The following is a 16,310-nucleotide window of genomic DNA, read 5'->3' as shown; positions in this document are numbered from 1 at the left end:
CGAGGCGCGCGACGTAGTCCGTGATCACCGGGTCGATGTGCACGGTGCGAGCGACGGCGATCATGTCGCGCACGACATCGAGCTCGACGACGGGCTCGAGCACGGCGGCGCGGGGGCCCCCGGCGGCGTCGAGGATGCGCACGGTCGCGGCGTGGTCGGGGTAGCCGATCGCGGTCTTCATCAGGAAGCGGTCGAGCTGCGCCTCGGGCAGCCGGTAGGTTCCGGCCTGCTCGATGGGGTTCTGGGTCGCGATGACGAGGAACGGCGCCGTGACGGGGTGGGTGACGCCGTCGATCGTGACGTGGCCTTCCTCCATGACCTCGAGCAGCGCAGACTGCGTCTTCGGGCTCGCGCGGTTGATCTCGTCCGCGAGCACGATGGTCGCGAACACCGGTCCGCGGTGGAACTCGAACTCGCCCGAGCGCTGGTCGTACACCGTCATGCCCGTGATGTCGCCGGGCAGCAGGTCGGGGGTGAACTGCACCCGCGTGGTCGTGCCGCGGATGCTCTGCGCGAGCGCCCGCGCCATCGAGGTCTTCCCGGTGCCGGGAACGTCCTCGAGCAGGAGGTGGCCCTCGCTCAGCAGGGCCGTGAGGCTGAGCCGGATCACGTACGACTTGCCCAGCACCACGTGCTCGACGTTCGCGACGATGCGTTCGGCGATGTCGGCGAACCAGGAGGCCTGCTCGGGGGTCATGGTCATGGTCGGTACTCCCGGGTGTAGGTGATGGCGTTCTCGGTGACGGTCACGATGAGGCGCGGATCGTCGGGCGGCGCGGCGGTGATGAGGCATGACGAGGCGGTGGGGTACTCGATCGGATCGCCGCCCGCGCAGACGTGGTCGACGGCGTCGTAGTCGCCGAGTGCGACGGGCGTCCAGCTGATCGATACGCTGCGGTCGTTGGGCGCCTCGCCGGTCGCCACGATCGTCGGCTGCACATCGATGAGCACCGCCACGCCCAGCGCGAACGGCGCCGACCAGGCCCCGCACAGCAGCTGCTCGTACTGCCGGCACCCGCGCACCTCGACCTCGAGTGCGGTGCCGTAGTGGCTCGTGCCTGCCGTGAGGGCGGTCGGCAACGGGCCGGGCACCGACTCGGCGGGATCGACGCCGACACCGACGAGTCGGTACTGAACGGAGTCGAGTGCGTCGCCGCCCGCGGTGGTGACCCCGAGCAGACGGAAGTCCCAGCGGCCCTCCGCGGTCGCGACCGGGCCGTCCACGTCGATCGCCGTCACGACGGTGGGTCGCTCCCGCGGAGTGGCCGTGATCTCGGCACTGGCCGTGCATCCCTGCCCGTTGTAGGCCTAGACGACGACCCGGTAGGTCGTGTCGGCGGTGAGGCCGTTCACGACCGTCGATGTCGTGCTCTCAGGCAGCGCAGTCACGCCGGACGGCGGCGTGTGCTCGGGAGATCCGGTGTCGACGCCCGTGACGGTGCACGACGGCGGAGCGCCCGAGGGGGCGATCCAGAGGTAGTAGGCCTGCACCGCGCGGCCGTTGGCCCCGAAGACGCCGGCCCAGTCGACGCTGACCGAGGCGTCGCTCGAACCCGACTCGGAGGTCGAACCGAGGGCGGTCGGCACGGCGAGCGCGAGCGGAGCACCCGCCGGCGTGCCGCTCGTCGTCGCGGTGTTCCACGCGGTCAGCGGATCGAACGAGTCGTTGCGCGCGCTGATGCCCACCACGTAGGCGGTGCCGTTCGCGAGGGCTCCAACGTCGACGACGTTCAGCCAGTAGACCGTTCCCGTCGGATCATCGGCGGGCACGGACACGGTCCGGACGACGGGGCCGACTGTCACCCGGTAGCTGCGGATCGCGGATGCGGCGGCGTCTTGCGCGGGCTTCGACCACCCGATGCGCAGACCGTGGTCGAGCGGCGACACCCCGACGATCGCGGGCGACGGCGGCACGAGGTCGCTCCAGACCGACTCGCCGAGCTGCGTGGGCGCGGAGGGGCCCTGCGCATTGACCGCGATGACGCTCACGCGCACGCGGTTGTCGGAGCCGTTGCCCGGGGTCGGCACGGCGCACGGCGAGGAGGCGCAGACGGTGGTGGTGCTGGCGCCGTCGCTCACGCGCGTCACGGTCGCCTCGAACCGTTCGATCGGCGCGTTGTTCGACGCTCCCGGAGCCCAGGCGACCGTCAGGCTGCGGTCGCCGAACGCCTGCACGCGCAGGTTCGTGACCGGGTCGGGCACATCCTGCACCGAGATCCGGATCGCCCCCCACACGAAGCGCTCGGGATCGTTCGTCGCGTCGGCCACCTGGTACTCGAGGTTCGTGTCGATGGGCTCCGCCGATGCGGCGACCGTGGCCAGCAGGGTCTGACCGTCCGCGCTCGGGACGATGCTCACTCCCGTGGGAAGCGTCCGGTCGCCGTCGAGCCCGCGCACGGCGACGACGCGTAGGGGCTGACCCGGGAAGGGGTTCGTCGCCTCATCGTTGTCGAGCACGCGCACGGTCGTGGTCTCCGACCGCGGAGCGATCACCGAATCGGGCGCCGGGCGGGCGAGCGGGCGCGTCGACGGAACGACGGTCACCTGGATGCGGCCCGCGGTGCCCTGCGCCGCGTCATCCCGAACACCGAGCGTCACCCCCGTCGTCGTGCCCCGCGGCGTGCTCTCCGGCACGCGCACCCGCAACGACTGGCCGGAGAGCTCGACCTCGAGACCGGGGGCCGCGTCGTCGATGATCGAGAAGGAGAGCTCGTCGACGTCTTCGGGATAGGGGTACGAGGTCACGCGCACGAGGTCGATGAGGCGCTCCTGGCCCGGCTCGAGCTCGAGCGCCGCCCCGATGAGCACCGGCGGCTGGTTCTCTCGGGGCGTCACCTCGATGGGCAGCACGATCGTGGCGACCCGTCCGTCCGGATCGGTGGGCGTCGCCCCATCCGTCACTTCGAACGTGAGCGAGGCCGGCCCGAAGTAGAGGTCGGCGGAGGTGAAGCGCAGGGTGTCGTCGTCGACGACGAGGGGGTCTCCGTTCGACCGCGTCGCGCTCACCGTGGCGGTGTCGGTGAGCCGCACCGGGGCGCCCCCGACCGCGAGCACGTAGTCGTTGATGTCGATCGTGACCGTCTCTTCACTGACGACCTCGATGCGTGGGGCACGCCGGTCGAGCTGCGGGAGGGCGTCGTCCGTTCCGGGAACCCAGATGAACGCGGTCGATCGCACGGTCGGATCGGCCGGATGCACGACCTGGAACGGGATGATCTGCCGCTGCTCCCCCACCTGCACGCGGATGCGGCGGTCAGCCTGCACGCTCGCACCCGACTCGTAGCCGGGAACGAGCTCGAGGCCCAGGGTCGACACCTCGCCCTCGGAGAAGAACACCCGCGACAGCACGTCGACATCGAGCTCGTCCCGATCGAGGATGTCGGTGAGCGAGAGCACGGTGTCTCGGGCGACGGGGGCCGCGAGCGGAGCATCCGGGCTCACCGTGATGGTGATGAAGGCCTGCGAGACCCCCGCGAGACCGTTCTCGATCGCGTAGACGAGCCCGTACTGCCCGGGCGTCGTCGGCGGCACGACGCGCACGAACTGCCCGTCGACGACCTCGGCCGTCACCTCCGCGGTGTTGGCCTCCACCCCCGTCACAGTGAGCGCGGAGCCGTCGGGGTCGGTGTCGTTGTCGAGCACGGGGACGAGAACCGTGAAGCCGGGTCGGATGAGCACCTGGTCGTCGTTCGCGACGGGATTGCGGGCGCCCTCGAGGCGCGGACTGATGCCGATGCGCACGGTGCCCGACGAGCGCGCTCCGAGCGCATCGACGACGGTGTAGCGGAAGACGTCGGTGCCCGCCCCGTAGCTGCCCGCCTGGTAGTCGAGGTAGTCGAGCCCCGTCTCGACGACGGCGCCCTTCTCCGGGCTCGACTCCTGGCCGATGACCTGCACCGAGTCGCCGTCGGGATCCATGCCGTCGACAGGGATGCGCACGCGCACGGTGTCGCCCGCGATGACGCGCGCGGTGACCGTTCGCGTGATGGGCGCCTGGTTCGTCGCCTCATTGACCTCCCGCACGCTGATGCGCACGCTCGCCTGCGCGCGCTCCTGCCCGAGCGGACCCAGCACCTCGTAGACGGCCGTGAAATCGCCGGGCTGGTCGGGGGCGAGGTAGCGCAACCGGTCACCGGCGACGAAAAGCAGACCCGACTCGCCCGTCAGCCCCTGCACGAGGGTCGGCGAGAGCGTGATGGGCTCGTCGTCGGGATGCTCGTCGTTCGCGAGCACCGGGATCGAGACGGCATCGCCGACGCGGACGGTGATGGCGTCGTCGACAGCGACCGGCGGCTGCAGCCGGTTAGGGCGCGGGATCTCGATGACCGTGATCTCGCCGGTCGACTCCGCGAGCCCGTTGCTGATGCGGTAGCTGACGGTCTGCGGGCCGTCGAGCGGCCGGGTGAGGGTGATGCGCACATCGCGCTGGTCGAGCACCTCGGCGCGGATCCCGCTCGCCGGCGGCACACCGACCACGCCCGTGACGACGAGCACGCCTCCGCCGGGGTCGATGTCGACGGTGGCGACCGCGACCGTCGCGTTGCTGAGCGTGCGCACGAAGGCGGTCTTCGGCACCGTGATCGGGGCGGAGCCGGCGGCGGGCGGCGCGGCGACATCCACCCGGATGATGCCCGTCGCGGTGGTCGCGTTGTCGGTCACGACGTACTCGAGGTAGTGCGTGCGCACCTCGTCGCTCACGAAGCGGAAGACTCCGCGATCGAGGCTGGGGGTGATCGTCGCCCCGCTCTTCTCCGGCACGGCGCTCAAGCGGATCGTGCCCGTGCCGCCGCGGACGTGCACGAGCGGCTCGATGCGCACCTCCTGCCCCGCGTAGGCGAGCACGACGAAGGGCTCGGCGATGATCGGGGTCTGGCCCGCCGGGCGAACCGTCACGGCCAGCTCGCCGACGCCGCTCGCGCTGCCGTCGGTGACGGTGAGCGCCACCGTGCGCAGCTCGCCGATACCGCCCGCCTCGGCGATCGTGACGCGGCCGTCGGGCCGGAAAGTGACGACGTCGGGTGGGGGGATGCTGGCGGCCTGCAGGTAGAGCGGGTCGCCATCGGGGTCGAACCATTCGCCGAGCACGGCGGCGGTCGCCGTGCCACCCTCGGCCACCGTGGTCTTGCTCGCCCGAACCTGCACCGGTGCGGCGTTCTCTCCCGCGCCGCGCACCGTCACGCGCACAACGGCGGAGTCCGACCCCCCGCGCCCGTCGGTGATCGTGTACTCGAACGACACGATGCCGCTCGCGCCGCTCTCGAGCGTCAGCTGCAGCTGCTGCGCGTTGCCGATGAGATCGAGCCTCCCGATCGCCGGATCGATCGGGGTCACCTCCCGGATGACGAGCACGTCGCCGTTCGGATCGGTGTCGTTGAGCAGCACGGGCAGCACGCTCCCGCGACCGGGTCGCGCGCCGAAGTCGTCATCGACGGCGACGGGAGGCAGCTGCGTGCGCTCGAGCTCGGGCGGGGTGTCGAGCTGGTCGAGCTGCTCCTCCCGCTCGTCCTCCTGCTCGCGGATCAGGTCGTCCCAGTTGTCGATGAGCTGGCCGTCGCTCTGCACAGCCCATGCCGAGCCGGCGCGCCGATCGTTGAGCACGAGGCGCTCGTCGCGCACCGTGAAGGCGAGCTCAGCCGCGGCGGGCACCGAGCTCAGCGGCAGCTCGCGCACCTCGGTGCCGCACCGGCGCCACGCGAGCCCGTCGGTCCACGCGGCGAACGCGCAGTCGCCGACGACCACGGGGGGCGCCGGCGCGCCCTGACGGTCGGTCACGAGCTCGGTGATCGTTGCACTGTCGAGCGCGACCGAGACCAGTCCTCCGCGGTGCGCGATGAGCAGCTCGGCCGCGTCGTCGCTCGCGAGCGCCAGCCGAGGGTCGCCCGAGGCCGCGATGACCGCGGAGAGGTCGATGACACCGGCGTCGGTGTGCAGCAGGCGCGTGCCGACATCGAGCACCGCCCAGCGGTCGCGCGCGATCGTGAGCTGCAGTTCTGCGGTGTCGGCGACGTCGATGCTCCAGGTGCTCTCCACCCGATCGAGGCGATCCGGTGCGACCCGGTAGACCTCGCCGAGCCCCGGTGACACGGCGACGACGCCGTACCGGTCGGTCGCCGCGACGGCACTGTCGGGGCCGAACTGGAACGACGCGACCCCCGAGGGGTCGAACTCCGAGAACACCGTTCGCGCGGTCACCCAGGTCTCACCCGAACCGCCGCTGTGCACGACCACGCTCGACCCCGCGAGCATAAGCTCGGGGTCGTCGGGCGGCAGCGGCACCGACTCGATGACTTCCGAGCGCGCGGTGTCGACGAGCTCGGCCGTCGCATTGACGGCGTCGACGACGATGACGTCCGACCCCCGCTGCACGACCTCCAGCTGCTCCCCCTCGCCCGGGATGACCGAGTCGAGCACCCCCACCTGCAGGTTGGCCCGGCCGACCGCCTGGCGCTCACCGTTGACGACCCAGACCGCACCGTCGTTGAGATCGAGCCGCTGCGCCTCGAACCCGGGGTAGACGATCGCGAGGGTGACGACCGTCGCTGCGACGACCGCGCCGCTCACGGCGGTGAGAGCGGCGGGCCGGTGCTGCGCGAACCAACGGCGGATCACGGGGTCACTCTCCCGCGACCTCGGCGCACTTCTCATCGCTCGCGGCCCCGAGGCGGCCTTCGCGCGCCACGCGGACGGTCACGCACACCCGCTCACCCTCGACCGCGGCGACCGCGAACTCCGTCGTGCGCTGGAAGGTCTCGATGCCGCCCGCGACCCGCACCTGATAGGTGTCGTCGGGCGCGATCCCGGGATCCGCCCACGAGAACACGACCGTGGTGCCATCGAGCTCGGCCTCGACATTGCTGACGCGAGGCAGATCGCGGTCGCCACCCTGGATGGCGAGCATCGTCGCGGTCGCCCCGAGCGCGATCACCGCGAGCGCGACGAGCACGAGCGCTCCGGCCAGGAGGCGGCTGCGGCGGGCGACCCGCCGCGTGGCGGTGCCGACGATCTCGGGCGAGGTCTCGGCGATCGCGGCCTGCGCGCTCGCGACGCTGCGCCGCCGCCGGCGACCGGTCGACGAGCCCGGCGCCCGGGGAGCGATCGCGCGCACGATCGTGCGATCACCCGGATCACCGATCGTGGCGAGCGCCCAATCGTCCATCGCGACGTCGGCCTGCGTCGTCACGAGGCCGAGCTCCGCCTCGACGCGCTGCAGATCGCGGACGAGTTCGAGGGCCGACTGCTGACGCTTGTGGGGGTCGCGGCTGAGCGCCCGACGCAGCACCGCCTCGAGGGATGCCGGTACATCGTCGCGGTCGATTGCGGGCACACGGGCGCGCGCGATGCGGCCGATGAGCTCATCCGAGCTGTTCGAGCCGTCGAGCACCTCGAATGGAGAGCGGCCGGCGAGGAGCGTGTACAGGGTCGCGGCGAGCGACCACACCTCGCTCTGCACGGTGCCGGCGGTCTCGTCGAGCAACACTTCGGGAGCCGACCAGGGGATGGACATGCCGACCGAGTCGGTCGCGCTCGCCGCGCTGAGCGAGGAGGCGATGCCGAAGTCGCTGAGCACAGGGTGCCCGTAGGCCGTCAGGAGGATGTTCGAGGGCTTGATGTCGCGATGCAGCACGCCGCTGCGATGAGCGGTCTCGATCGCGCTGCCGATCTGCACCCCGATGCGCAGCACCTCGGGCACAGGAATGCGTTCAACGCGGTAGCGGCTCGCGAGCTGCGAGGAGCAGAGCTCCATCACGAGGTAGGGCCGGCCGTCGGCCGAGATGCTCGCCTGGTACACCGTCAAGATGCCGGGGTGCGACGACAGCTGCGCCATGAGGTTCGCCTCGACCTGGAACATCTGCCGCACATGCTCGGTGACGACATCCGCGAGCATGACCTTCACGGCCACCTGACGCCGCGGCATGTTCTGCTCGTAGAGGAAGACATCGGCGAATCCCCCGCTGCCGAGCAGCCGCACGTGGCTGAATCCGGGCAGGATGGGGGGCTCCGACGGACGTCGACGCGTCATGGTTCCCCCTCCCGCACGATGTCACCCCAGTGTAGGGAGTGCGGGCGATCAGGAACCGGGGGCGCGCACCACGTCGACGACGATCACGGTGATGTTGTCGCGCCCGCCCTGCGCGAGCGCAGCATCCACGAGGGCGTTCGCCGTCTCGCGCGCACTGAGGCGCGCCGCGAGATGCAGCCGCAGCCGCTCGAGCGGCACCTCCTTGGTGAGCCCATCCGAGCAGATCAGCAGTCGCATGCCGGGTTCGACGGGCAGCACGCTGAGATCGACGTCGGGCTCGATCGAGAAGCCGACCGCGCGCGTGATGACATTCGAGTCGGGATGGTTCTCAGCCTGCTCGGCGCTCAACTGACCCGCATCGACCATCTCCTGCACCATCGAGTGGTCGGTCGTCACCTGGGTGAGCTCGTTGCCCGAGAAGCGGTAGACGCGCGAGTCGCCGACGTTGAAGACCGTCAGCTGGGGATGCCCGTCGACGAGCGAGAGCGCTGCTCCCGTCACCGTCGTGCCGATGCCGTGATCGGCCTCGTCGAGCTGGTGGATGTCCCACGTGGCGAGATTGAGCGCCTCGACGATCGCCGCGGGTTCGATGAACTCGCCGTCAACCGCGGCCTGCAGGCGCCGCACGACCGCGTCGCTCGCCCGGTCGCCGTGCGAGTGCCCGCCCATGCCGTCGGCGACCGCGAAGAGCGGCACGTCGGCCAGATAGCTGTCTTCGTTGCCCGCGCGGCGGTAGCCCGTGTGGGTCACGCCGTGCCACGAGAGCTCGACGACCTCGCCGCGCTCGGGCAGCGCGACGATGTGACGAACGCTGCTGCGGCCCAGGGCGGTCACGAGTGCTCCGACGGTAGAGGGGTGATGGGCGATTCGGCCGGGGCGACGAACTCGATCTCGACGCCGTCGCCCAACACGATGATCGCGTCGGGCAGTACGGCGCACGACTCTGCCGGCCTCAGCCGCAGTATCGACCCCGTCGACCAGTGTACGACGACGCCGTTGGTCGACCCGAGGTCGCTGACGACGAGCGTGTGCCCGATGCGCTCGATGCGCGCATGGCGCGCGGAGACATCGGCCCGGTCGGCGGGGATCACCACCCGGCGGGGCACCGGATGCTCGGTCGGACGGGGGCCACCGGGCCGCCTGCCGATGATGACCGGCAGGTCGAGCGGCACGACCGTCGTCGTTCCGCGCACGCGCATCGCCCATTCGACGGGAGAGGGCGGGGCAGGCGGCTCCACGACGGCGAGCGCCTCCGTCGGGAGCAGCGGCGCGGGTCGGGCTGCGGGGGGCTCGACGAGCCGGATGATCGTGTCATCAAGGTCGGGCTCGACGGGCGGGGCGATATGCCGATGCGGGGCGCGAGGACGCAGCACGGTGTCGTCGACCTGCTCCGGTCGATCATCCATGGCGCCCCCGCCCTGCCGTTCCGCTACAACCCTCAGTCCCCTATGTACGGGCGACCCTAGCGGGCCGCCCTCACACGCAGTGCCCTCTGGTCGTCCATCGGCTAACCGCCGATGTACGACATCACATGCTTGAGGCGCGTGTAGTCCTCGAAGCCGTACTGCGAGAGGTCCTTCCCGTAGCCGGAGTGCTTGAAGCCGCCGTGCGGCATGTCGGAGACGAACGGGATATGCGTGTTGATCCAGACGCACCCGAAGTCGAGGTCGCGGGCGAACCGCATCGCCCGCGTGTGGTCGCTCGTCCAGACGGATGACGCGAGGGCGTACCGCACACCGTTGGCGAGCGCGAGAGCCTCCTCGTCGGTGCGGAAGCTCTGCACCGTGAGCACCGGTCCGAAGATCTCCTCCTGCACAGCCTCGTCGTCCTGCCGCATACCCGTGACGATGGTCGCGGGCCAGAAGTAGCCGCGGTCGCCCTGGCGCGCCCCGCCCGCGACGACCTGCGCGTGCGACGGCAGGCGGTCGACGATGCCCGCGACGCGCTCGAGCTGCGCGGCGTTGTTGAGGGCGCCGTAGAACACGCCCTCCTCGCGCGGCCCACCCGTGACGGCGTGGGTCGTCGCGCGCGCGACGAGCGCGGCGACGACCTCGTCGTGCACCGACTCGTGCACGATCACACGCGTCGCCGCCGTGCAGTCCTGCCCGGCGTTGAAGTAGGCCGCGAGCACGAGTCCCTCCGCGACCTTCTGCGGGTCGGAGTCGGGGAACACGATCGCCGGCGCCTTGCCCCCGAGCTCGAGGTGCACGCGCTTGAGGTCGGTCGCCGCGGCCCGCGCGACCTCCATGCCCGCGCGCACCGACCCCGTGATCGCCACCATCTGAGGCGTCGGATGCTGCAGCAGTGCCGCACCCGTCGTGCGGTCGCCCAGCACGACGTTGAGCACGCCCGCGGGCAGCACGCCGGCGGCGAGCTCGGCGAACCGCACGGTCGAGAGCGGAGTCGTGTCTGACGGCTTGAGCACGACGGTGTTGCCCGCCGCGATCGCGGGAGCGATCTTCCAGACAGCCATGTTGAGCGGGTAGTTCCAGGGCGTCACCTGCCCGATCACGCCGATCGGCTCGCGCCGAACATACGAGGTGTGATCGGCGAGGTACTCGCCCGCCGATCGGCCCTCGAGGTCGCGAGCGGCGCCCCCGAAGAAGCGCAATTGGTCGACCGACTGGTCGATCTCGTCGGCGACGAGGCTCGCGCGCGGCTTCCCGGTGTCGAGCGATTCGAGGTCGGCGAGCTCGTCGGCGTGCTCGGCCATGACATCGGCGAGGCGGAAGAGGGCGAGCTGCCGCTCGGCAGGCGTCGTGCGCCCCCAGTGGCCGAACGCGCTCTCGGCCGCGCGGTAGGCCGCGTCGATCTCGGCCGCGGTGCTCACGGGCGCGTGCCCGTAGACCTCCTCGGTGGCCGGGTCGATGAGGTCGAGGTGCGTGTCGGAGGTGCTCTCGACGGACTCGCCGCCGATGACGTTGCGAAGGATGCGGGCGCTCATGGCGCCACTGTAGCGCGCGACGAGCCGGGCATCCACCCCCTCAGCGACGGATTCCGTCGCGTTCAGGCGCCTCATCCTGCGGATTCACTTGTATTCCCGACTCGACACTGTCAGAATCAGCCCATGGCCTCCCGAAGCAAGCCGGTGCACCTCGACGACGTGTCGAAGGCCATCGTCGAGCAGCTGCAGACCGACGGCCGCCGCTCGTACGCCGAGATCGGCAAGGCGGTCGGGCTCAGCGAAGCGGCGGTGCGGCAGCGCGTGCAGAAGCTGACGGATGCCGGAGTCATGCAGGTCGTGGCCGTCACCGATCCGATGCAGCTGGGCTTCTACCGGCAGGCGATGATCGGCATCCGCGTCGTCGGCGACACGACCCACGTCGCCGAGGAGCTCAGCCAGATGCGCGCCGTCGACTACGTCGTGCTCACCGCCGGCAGCTTCGACATCCTCGCCGAGGTCGTCTGCGAAGACGACGACGACCTCATCGACCTGCTCAACAGTCGCATCCGTGCGATCGAGGGCGTGCAGTCGACCGAGACCTTCGTCTATCTACGACTGCAGAAGCAGTTCTACAACTGGGGAACCCGATGAACATTTTCCGCAAGAAGTCCGCGACCGCGACGATCAGCGAGCCCACGAGGCACGCTGAGCCCGCACACCACACGAGAGAGCACACGATGTCGATCGACACCTCCATCGCCCCCGCCGGCGCCGCCCTGGACGCAGCCACCGAGGCCGACCTGCAGCAGAAGGCGAAAGACCACCTCTGGATGCACTTCGCCCGGCAGTCGGGCATGGAGTCGGGCGCGGGCGTGCCGATCATCGTGCGCGGCGAAGGCCACCACGTCTACGACTCGCAGGGCAAGAAGTACATCGACGGCCTCTCGGGCCTCTTCGTCGTGCAGGTCGGTCACGGCCGCGAGCGCCTCGCCGAGGCGGCCCGCAAGCAGGCGGAGGAGCTCGCGTTCTTCCCGCTCTGGTCGTACGCGCACCCGACCGCGATCGAGCTCGCCGACCGCCTCGCCGACTACGCGCCCGGCGACCTCAACCGCGTCTTCTTCACCACCGGCGGCGGCGAGGCCGTCGAGTCGGCCTGGAAGCTCGCGAAGCAGTACTTCAAGCTCACGGGCAAGCCCATGAAGCACAAGGTCATCTCGCGCGCCATCGCCTACCACGGCACGCCGCAGGGAGCCCTCGCGATCACGGGCATCCCCGGCATGAAGGAGATGTTCGAGCCGCTCACTCCCGGCGGGTTCCGCGTGCCGAACACCAACTACTACCGAGCAGAGGAGATGGGCTTCCACGGCTCGCTCGAGGAGTTCGGCCAGTGGGCCGCGAACCGCATCGAGGAGGCCATCCTCTTCGAGGGCCCCGACACCGTCGCGGCGGTCTTCCTCGAGCCGGTGCAGAACTCGGGCGGCTGCTTCCCGCCGCCCCCCGGCTACTTCGCGCGCGTTCGCGAGATCTGCGACAAGTACGACGTGCTACTGGTGAGCGACGAGGTCATCTGCGCCTACGGCCGCATCGGCGAGATGTTCGCGTGCACGGCGCTCGGCTACGTGCCCGACATCATCACGAGCGCCAAGGGCCTCACGAGCGGGTACTCGCCCCTCGGGGCCATGATCGTGAGCGACCGCCTGTACGAGCCCTTCAAGCACGGCCAGACGGCGTTCTACCACGGCTACACCTTCGCCGGGCATCCCGTCTCGGCGGCCGTCGCGCTCGAGAACCTGAACATCATGGAGGAAGAGGGCATCCTGCAACACGTGCGCGAGAACTCTCCGAAGTTCCGCGCCGCGCTCGAGCGGCTCAAAGACCTCCCGATCGTCGGCGACGTGCGCGGTGAGGGCTACTTCTTCGGTATCGAGCTGGTCAAGAACAAGGAGACCAAGGAGACCTTCTCCGACGACGAGGCCGAGCGCCTGCTGCGCGGCTTCCTCTCGAAGGCGCTCTTCGACGCGGGGCTCTACTGCCGCGCCGACGACCGCGGCGACCCCGTCATCCAGCTCGCTCCTCCGCTCACGATCGGCCCGGCCGAGTTCGACGAGATCGAGGGCATCCTGCGTCGCGTGCTGACCGAGGCCTGGACCCGGCTCTGAGCCCAGATCTGCGAGCCGACACCGTGCACGACTACCGCGGCCTGAGCTACTGGCACGCCACGGTCGATGATGATCTGACACCGCGCGCTGCCCTCGATGGCGACCTCGACACCGACGTCGCCATCGTGGGTGCCGGCCTGACGGGCCTCTGGGCGGCGCACGAGCTGCTCAAGCACGACCCCGGTCTGCGGGTGACGCTGCTCGAGAAGCACATCGCGGGCTTCGGGGCATCCGGCCGCAACGGCGGTTGGTGCAGCGCGCTCTTCCCCGCCTCGACCGCGTCGCTCGAGAAGAAGCACGGCCGTGAGGCAGCACTCGCGATGCGTCGCGCCATGGTCGACACGGTCGACGAGGTCGGTGCTGCGGCCGTGGCGGCCGGTATCGACTGCGACTACGAGCGGGGCGGCACCATCGTCTTCGCCCGCAGCGAGACGCAGTGGCGCGCCGCGCAGCACGAGGTCGAGCAGGCGCACGGCTACGGCGTCGACGCCCTCGAGCTGTGGGGCGCCGAGCGGGTTCACGCGCGGGATGCCCGGGGCGCGGTCTACGACCCGGCCTGCGCCCGCGTGCATCCGGCCGCCCTCGTCCGCGGCCTCGCCCGCGTGGTCGAGAAGCAGGGGGCGGTCATCCACGAGCAGACCGCTGTCGAGAGCTGGCAGCAGGGAGCGGTGCGCACCGATCACGGCACGGTCCGCGCCCGCCACATCGTCTCGGCGCTCGAGGGCTACGGCGCCACGATCGCGCAGTCGAAGCGGCGCATCCTCCCGCTGTACTCGCTCATGGTCGCGACGCAGCCGCTCGACGACGCGACCTGGGAGGCGATGGGTATCGCCCACGGGCAGACGTTCTCCGACGGCCGCCACCTCGTGATCTACGGCCAGCGCACGGCCGACAACCGCATCGCCTTCGGCGGCCGCGGCGCGCGGTACCACTGGGGCAGCGCGATCCGCGACGAATACGACCGCGTCGAGCGCGTGTTCGCGCACCTCGTCGCCACCCTGCACGAGATCTTCCCGCAGCTTCCGCCCCTCACGATCGAGCACGCCTGGGGCGGGCCGCTCGGCGTGCCGCGCGACTGGCACGCGAGTGTGACGTACGACCCGACGACCGGCATCGGTTCCGCGGGCGGCTACGTCGGCGACGGGCTCTCGACGACGAACCTCGCCGGGCGCACGCTCGCCGACCTCATCACGGGGCGCGACACCGACCTGACGCGCCTGCCCTGGGTCGGTCACCGATCGCCGTCGTGGGAGCCGGAGCCGCTGCGGTTCCTGGGCGCCAATGCGGGCCTCGTCGCGATGACGACGGCCGATGTCGAGGAGCGCACGACAGGCCGAGGGTCGATCATCGCGCGGGCGATGAGCGGGCTCATCGGGCACTGACCGACCCTGACGCCGTGCTCTCGGCGGTCATGCCCGGCGCGACCGCACCGCGGCCGCTCCCCGACCGCACCGATGCATCGTGCAGTCGATGCGCAGGATGCTCGGAGCAAGGCCGTCTACTCTCGCGTGAGCAGAAGGGGAGGCAGCATGACGACGACACGCTCGTTCGACGGCTCGACGAGCAGCGTCCCCTCCCCCTATCGCATGACCGCTCACTCGACGGCCGCCCCCTCGTCGGTGTCGAGCAGCGTCGCCGCCGACCGAGCGGCATCGCGCTCGGGTGGCCGCTCGGTTCTCGTGCTGCTCGGCTTCATCGGCATCGCCGCTGCGGTGGCGGCACTCGGGTCGGTCGTCTCGGGGCCGGCCATCGAGGGCTGGTACGCCGACGCCGCCAAACCCATGTGGAACCCGCCGAACGCCGTCTTCGGCCCGGTGTGGACGGTGCTCTACCTGCTCATCTCGGTCGCCGCGTGGCTCGTCTGGCGTCGACCCGACTCCGAGCTCCGCACGCGGGCACTGCGCGCCTACGTCGCGCAGCTCGCGCTCAATGCCCTGTGGAGCCCCGCGTTCTTCGGTCTCGGTGCCCTCATCGGGGCCCCCGGCCTCTGGATCGCCCTCGGCATCATCGTGGCACTCGACGTGCTCATCCTCGCGACCATCATCCGCTTCGGTGATGTCAGCCGGGTCGCGGCCGGCATGCTCGTCCCCTACTGGTTCTGGGCGCTCTTCGCCACGACACTCAACGCCGCGATCGCGGTGCTCGCCCGCTGACGCGGCAGCCGCCGATAGCGTGGTTCCATGACCGATCTCGAGCCCTCCGCCGCGCCCGCCGCGGTGCGCTCGCGCGGCGCCCGCATCGGCCGCGGCATCCTGATCGGCGTCGCCGCAGTGTGCATCCTCGCGCAGTCGGCGGTGCTCGCCTCCGCCGGCTGGGCGGTCGCGAACCCCCGCGCGGTCACGGACGCGGTCACGGTGTGGCAGTACGACGCAACTCCGGCGATCTCGGGGTATGCGACGCGCGCCGCGATGAGCGAGCGCGGACGCTTCCTGTTCTACGCCAGCACGCCCGAGGTCGTGCCGGGCGACGCCTTCGACGCGGTGTGCTCGCGCGATGAGCCGGACATCGGGGTGCTCGGCTGCTACACCCTGGCGGATGGCCGCATCTACCTGTACGACATCACCAACCCCGACCTCGACGCCTTCGAAGTCGTCGTCGCCGCGCACGAGATGCTGCACGCCGCGTGGGATCGCCTCACGCCCGAGGAACAGGCGGCGCTCGCGGCACCGCTCGAAGAGGCCTTCGCCGCGGTCGGGCCCGAGAGCGAGCTCGTCGAGCGCATCGCCGCGTACGAGGACTTCGACCCCGCCTCCCGCATCCCCGAGCTGTACGCGATCGTGGGCACCGAGCTGAGCGAGATACCCCCGGTGCTCGAGGAGCACTACGCGCAGTTCTTCGACGACCGGACGACGGTCGTCGCGCTGTGGAAGCAGGTCGAAGCGATCTTCCTCGAGCTCGAGGCGGAGCTCGACCGGTTGAGCACCGAGCTCGCCCGGCTCGCCGCCGAGATCGATGCCGAGCAAGCGGCGGCCGAGCAGTCTGCCGCCGTGCTCGAAGCCGACATCGCCGCCTTCAACGAGCGGGCTTCCCGACCCGGCGGCTACACGAGCCAGTCGGCCTTCGAGCGCGACCGGCAGTCGCTCGTCGACCGGCAGTCAGCGCTCTCAGCCGCGATCGACGCGACGAATGCCAAGGTCGACGCCTACAACGACCTGGTCGACGAGTTCACCGCGCTCAACGAGCAGGCCGCGGCCCTCGACAAAGACCTCAACATCGACCCGCAACGGCTGGAGACGAGCGAGTAGGG

Annotated in this window: 12 protein-coding genes; 5 read left to right on the top strand and 7 right to left on the bottom strand. The window is 70.7% G+C overall.

The window, feature by feature from the left end:
- From ACTIE9_RS01080 to ACTIE9_RS01050, 7 genes are all read right to left on the bottom strand, one after another.
- Positions 1-703 (bottom strand): AAA family ATPase (locus ACTIE9_RS01080; RefSeq protein WP_439563718.1); only part of this gene is annotated, 703 nt, incomplete at its 3' end.
- Positions 700-1,239, bottom strand: coding sequence for a hypothetical protein (locus ACTIE9_RS01075; protein ID WP_439563717.1), 540 nt, complete (start codon positions 1,237-1,239; stop codon positions 700-702). The genes ACTIE9_RS01075 and ACTIE9_RS01080, both read right to left, overlap by 4 nt.
- 69 nt (positions 1,240-1,308) lie before the next feature.
- Complete coding sequence (locus ACTIE9_RS01070) at positions 1,309-6,609, bottom strand: Ig-like domain-containing protein (RefSeq protein ID WP_439563716.1); 5,301 nt, start codon at positions 6,607-6,609, stop codon at positions 1,309-1,311.
- A gap of 4 nt (positions 6,610-6,613) precedes the next feature.
- Entirely contained in the window at positions 6,614-8,020 is a 1,407-nt protein-coding gene (locus tag ACTIE9_RS01065; RefSeq protein WP_439563715.1) for a serine/threonine-protein kinase, read from the bottom strand.
- A 48-nt stretch (positions 8,021-8,068) separates the two neighbouring features.
- Positions 8,069-8,854, bottom strand: coding sequence for a PP2C family protein-serine/threonine phosphatase (locus tag ACTIE9_RS01060; RefSeq protein ID WP_439563714.1), 786 nt, complete (start codon positions 8,852-8,854; stop codon positions 8,069-8,071).
- Positions 8,851-9,426 carry an FHA domain-containing protein gene (locus ACTIE9_RS01055; protein ID WP_439563713.1) on the bottom strand — a complete coding sequence of 192 codons (576 nt, stop codon included), beginning with the start codon at positions 9,424-9,426 and terminating at the stop codon, positions 8,851-8,853. Before ACTIE9_RS01055 ends, ACTIE9_RS01060 begins: the two co-directional genes overlap by 4 nt.
- A gap of 101 nt (positions 9,427-9,527) precedes the next feature.
- Positions 9,528-10,964 (bottom strand): aminobutyraldehyde dehydrogenase, encoded by a 1,437-nt coding sequence (locus ACTIE9_RS01050; RefSeq protein ID WP_439563732.1) that lies wholly within the window; start codon positions 10,962-10,964, stop codon positions 9,528-9,530.
- Between the two features lie 123 nt (positions 10,965-11,087).
- Here ACTIE9_RS01050 and ACTIE9_RS01045 point away from each other — a divergent pair, with 123 nt between their 5' ends.
- The 5 genes from ACTIE9_RS01045 to ACTIE9_RS01025 all read left to right on the top strand — a co-directional run bounded on the left by ACTIE9_RS01045 (position 11,088) and on the right by ACTIE9_RS01025 (position 16,308).
- Positions 11,088-11,555, top strand: coding sequence for an Lrp/AsnC family transcriptional regulator (locus ACTIE9_RS01045; protein ID WP_439563712.1), 468 nt, complete (start codon positions 11,088-11,090; stop codon positions 11,553-11,555).
- 86 nt (positions 11,556-11,641) lie between these two features.
- Positions 11,642-13,063 (top strand): aspartate aminotransferase family protein, encoded by a 1,422-nt coding sequence (locus tag ACTIE9_RS01040; protein WP_439563711.1) that lies wholly within the window; start codon positions 11,642-11,644, stop codon positions 13,061-13,063.
- Positions 13,064-13,086: 23 nt separating this feature from the next.
- Positions 13,087-14,445 carry an NAD(P)/FAD-dependent oxidoreductase gene (locus ACTIE9_RS01035; RefSeq protein ID WP_439563710.1) on the top strand — a complete coding sequence of 453 codons (1,359 nt, stop codon included), beginning with the start codon at positions 13,087-13,089 and terminating at the stop codon, positions 14,443-14,445.
- 147 nt (positions 14,446-14,592) lie between these two features.
- Entirely contained in the window at positions 14,593-15,216 is a 624-nt protein-coding gene (locus ACTIE9_RS01030; RefSeq protein WP_439563709.1) for a TspO/MBR family protein, read from the top strand.
- A gap of 27 nt (positions 15,217-15,243) precedes the next feature.
- Positions 15,244-16,308 (top strand): hypothetical protein, encoded by a 1,065-nt coding sequence (locus ACTIE9_RS01025; RefSeq protein ID WP_439563708.1) that lies wholly within the window; start codon positions 15,244-15,246, stop codon positions 16,306-16,308.
- Positions 16,309-16,310 lie beyond the last annotated feature (2 nt).

This window comes from Microcella sp. (assembly GCF_051860105.1).
GTDB lineage: Bacteria > Actinomycetota > Actinomycetes > Actinomycetales > Microbacteriaceae > Microcella.
Note: the sequence above shows the minus strand (reverse complement) of the source record. Positions and strands in the feature narration are given on the sequence as shown.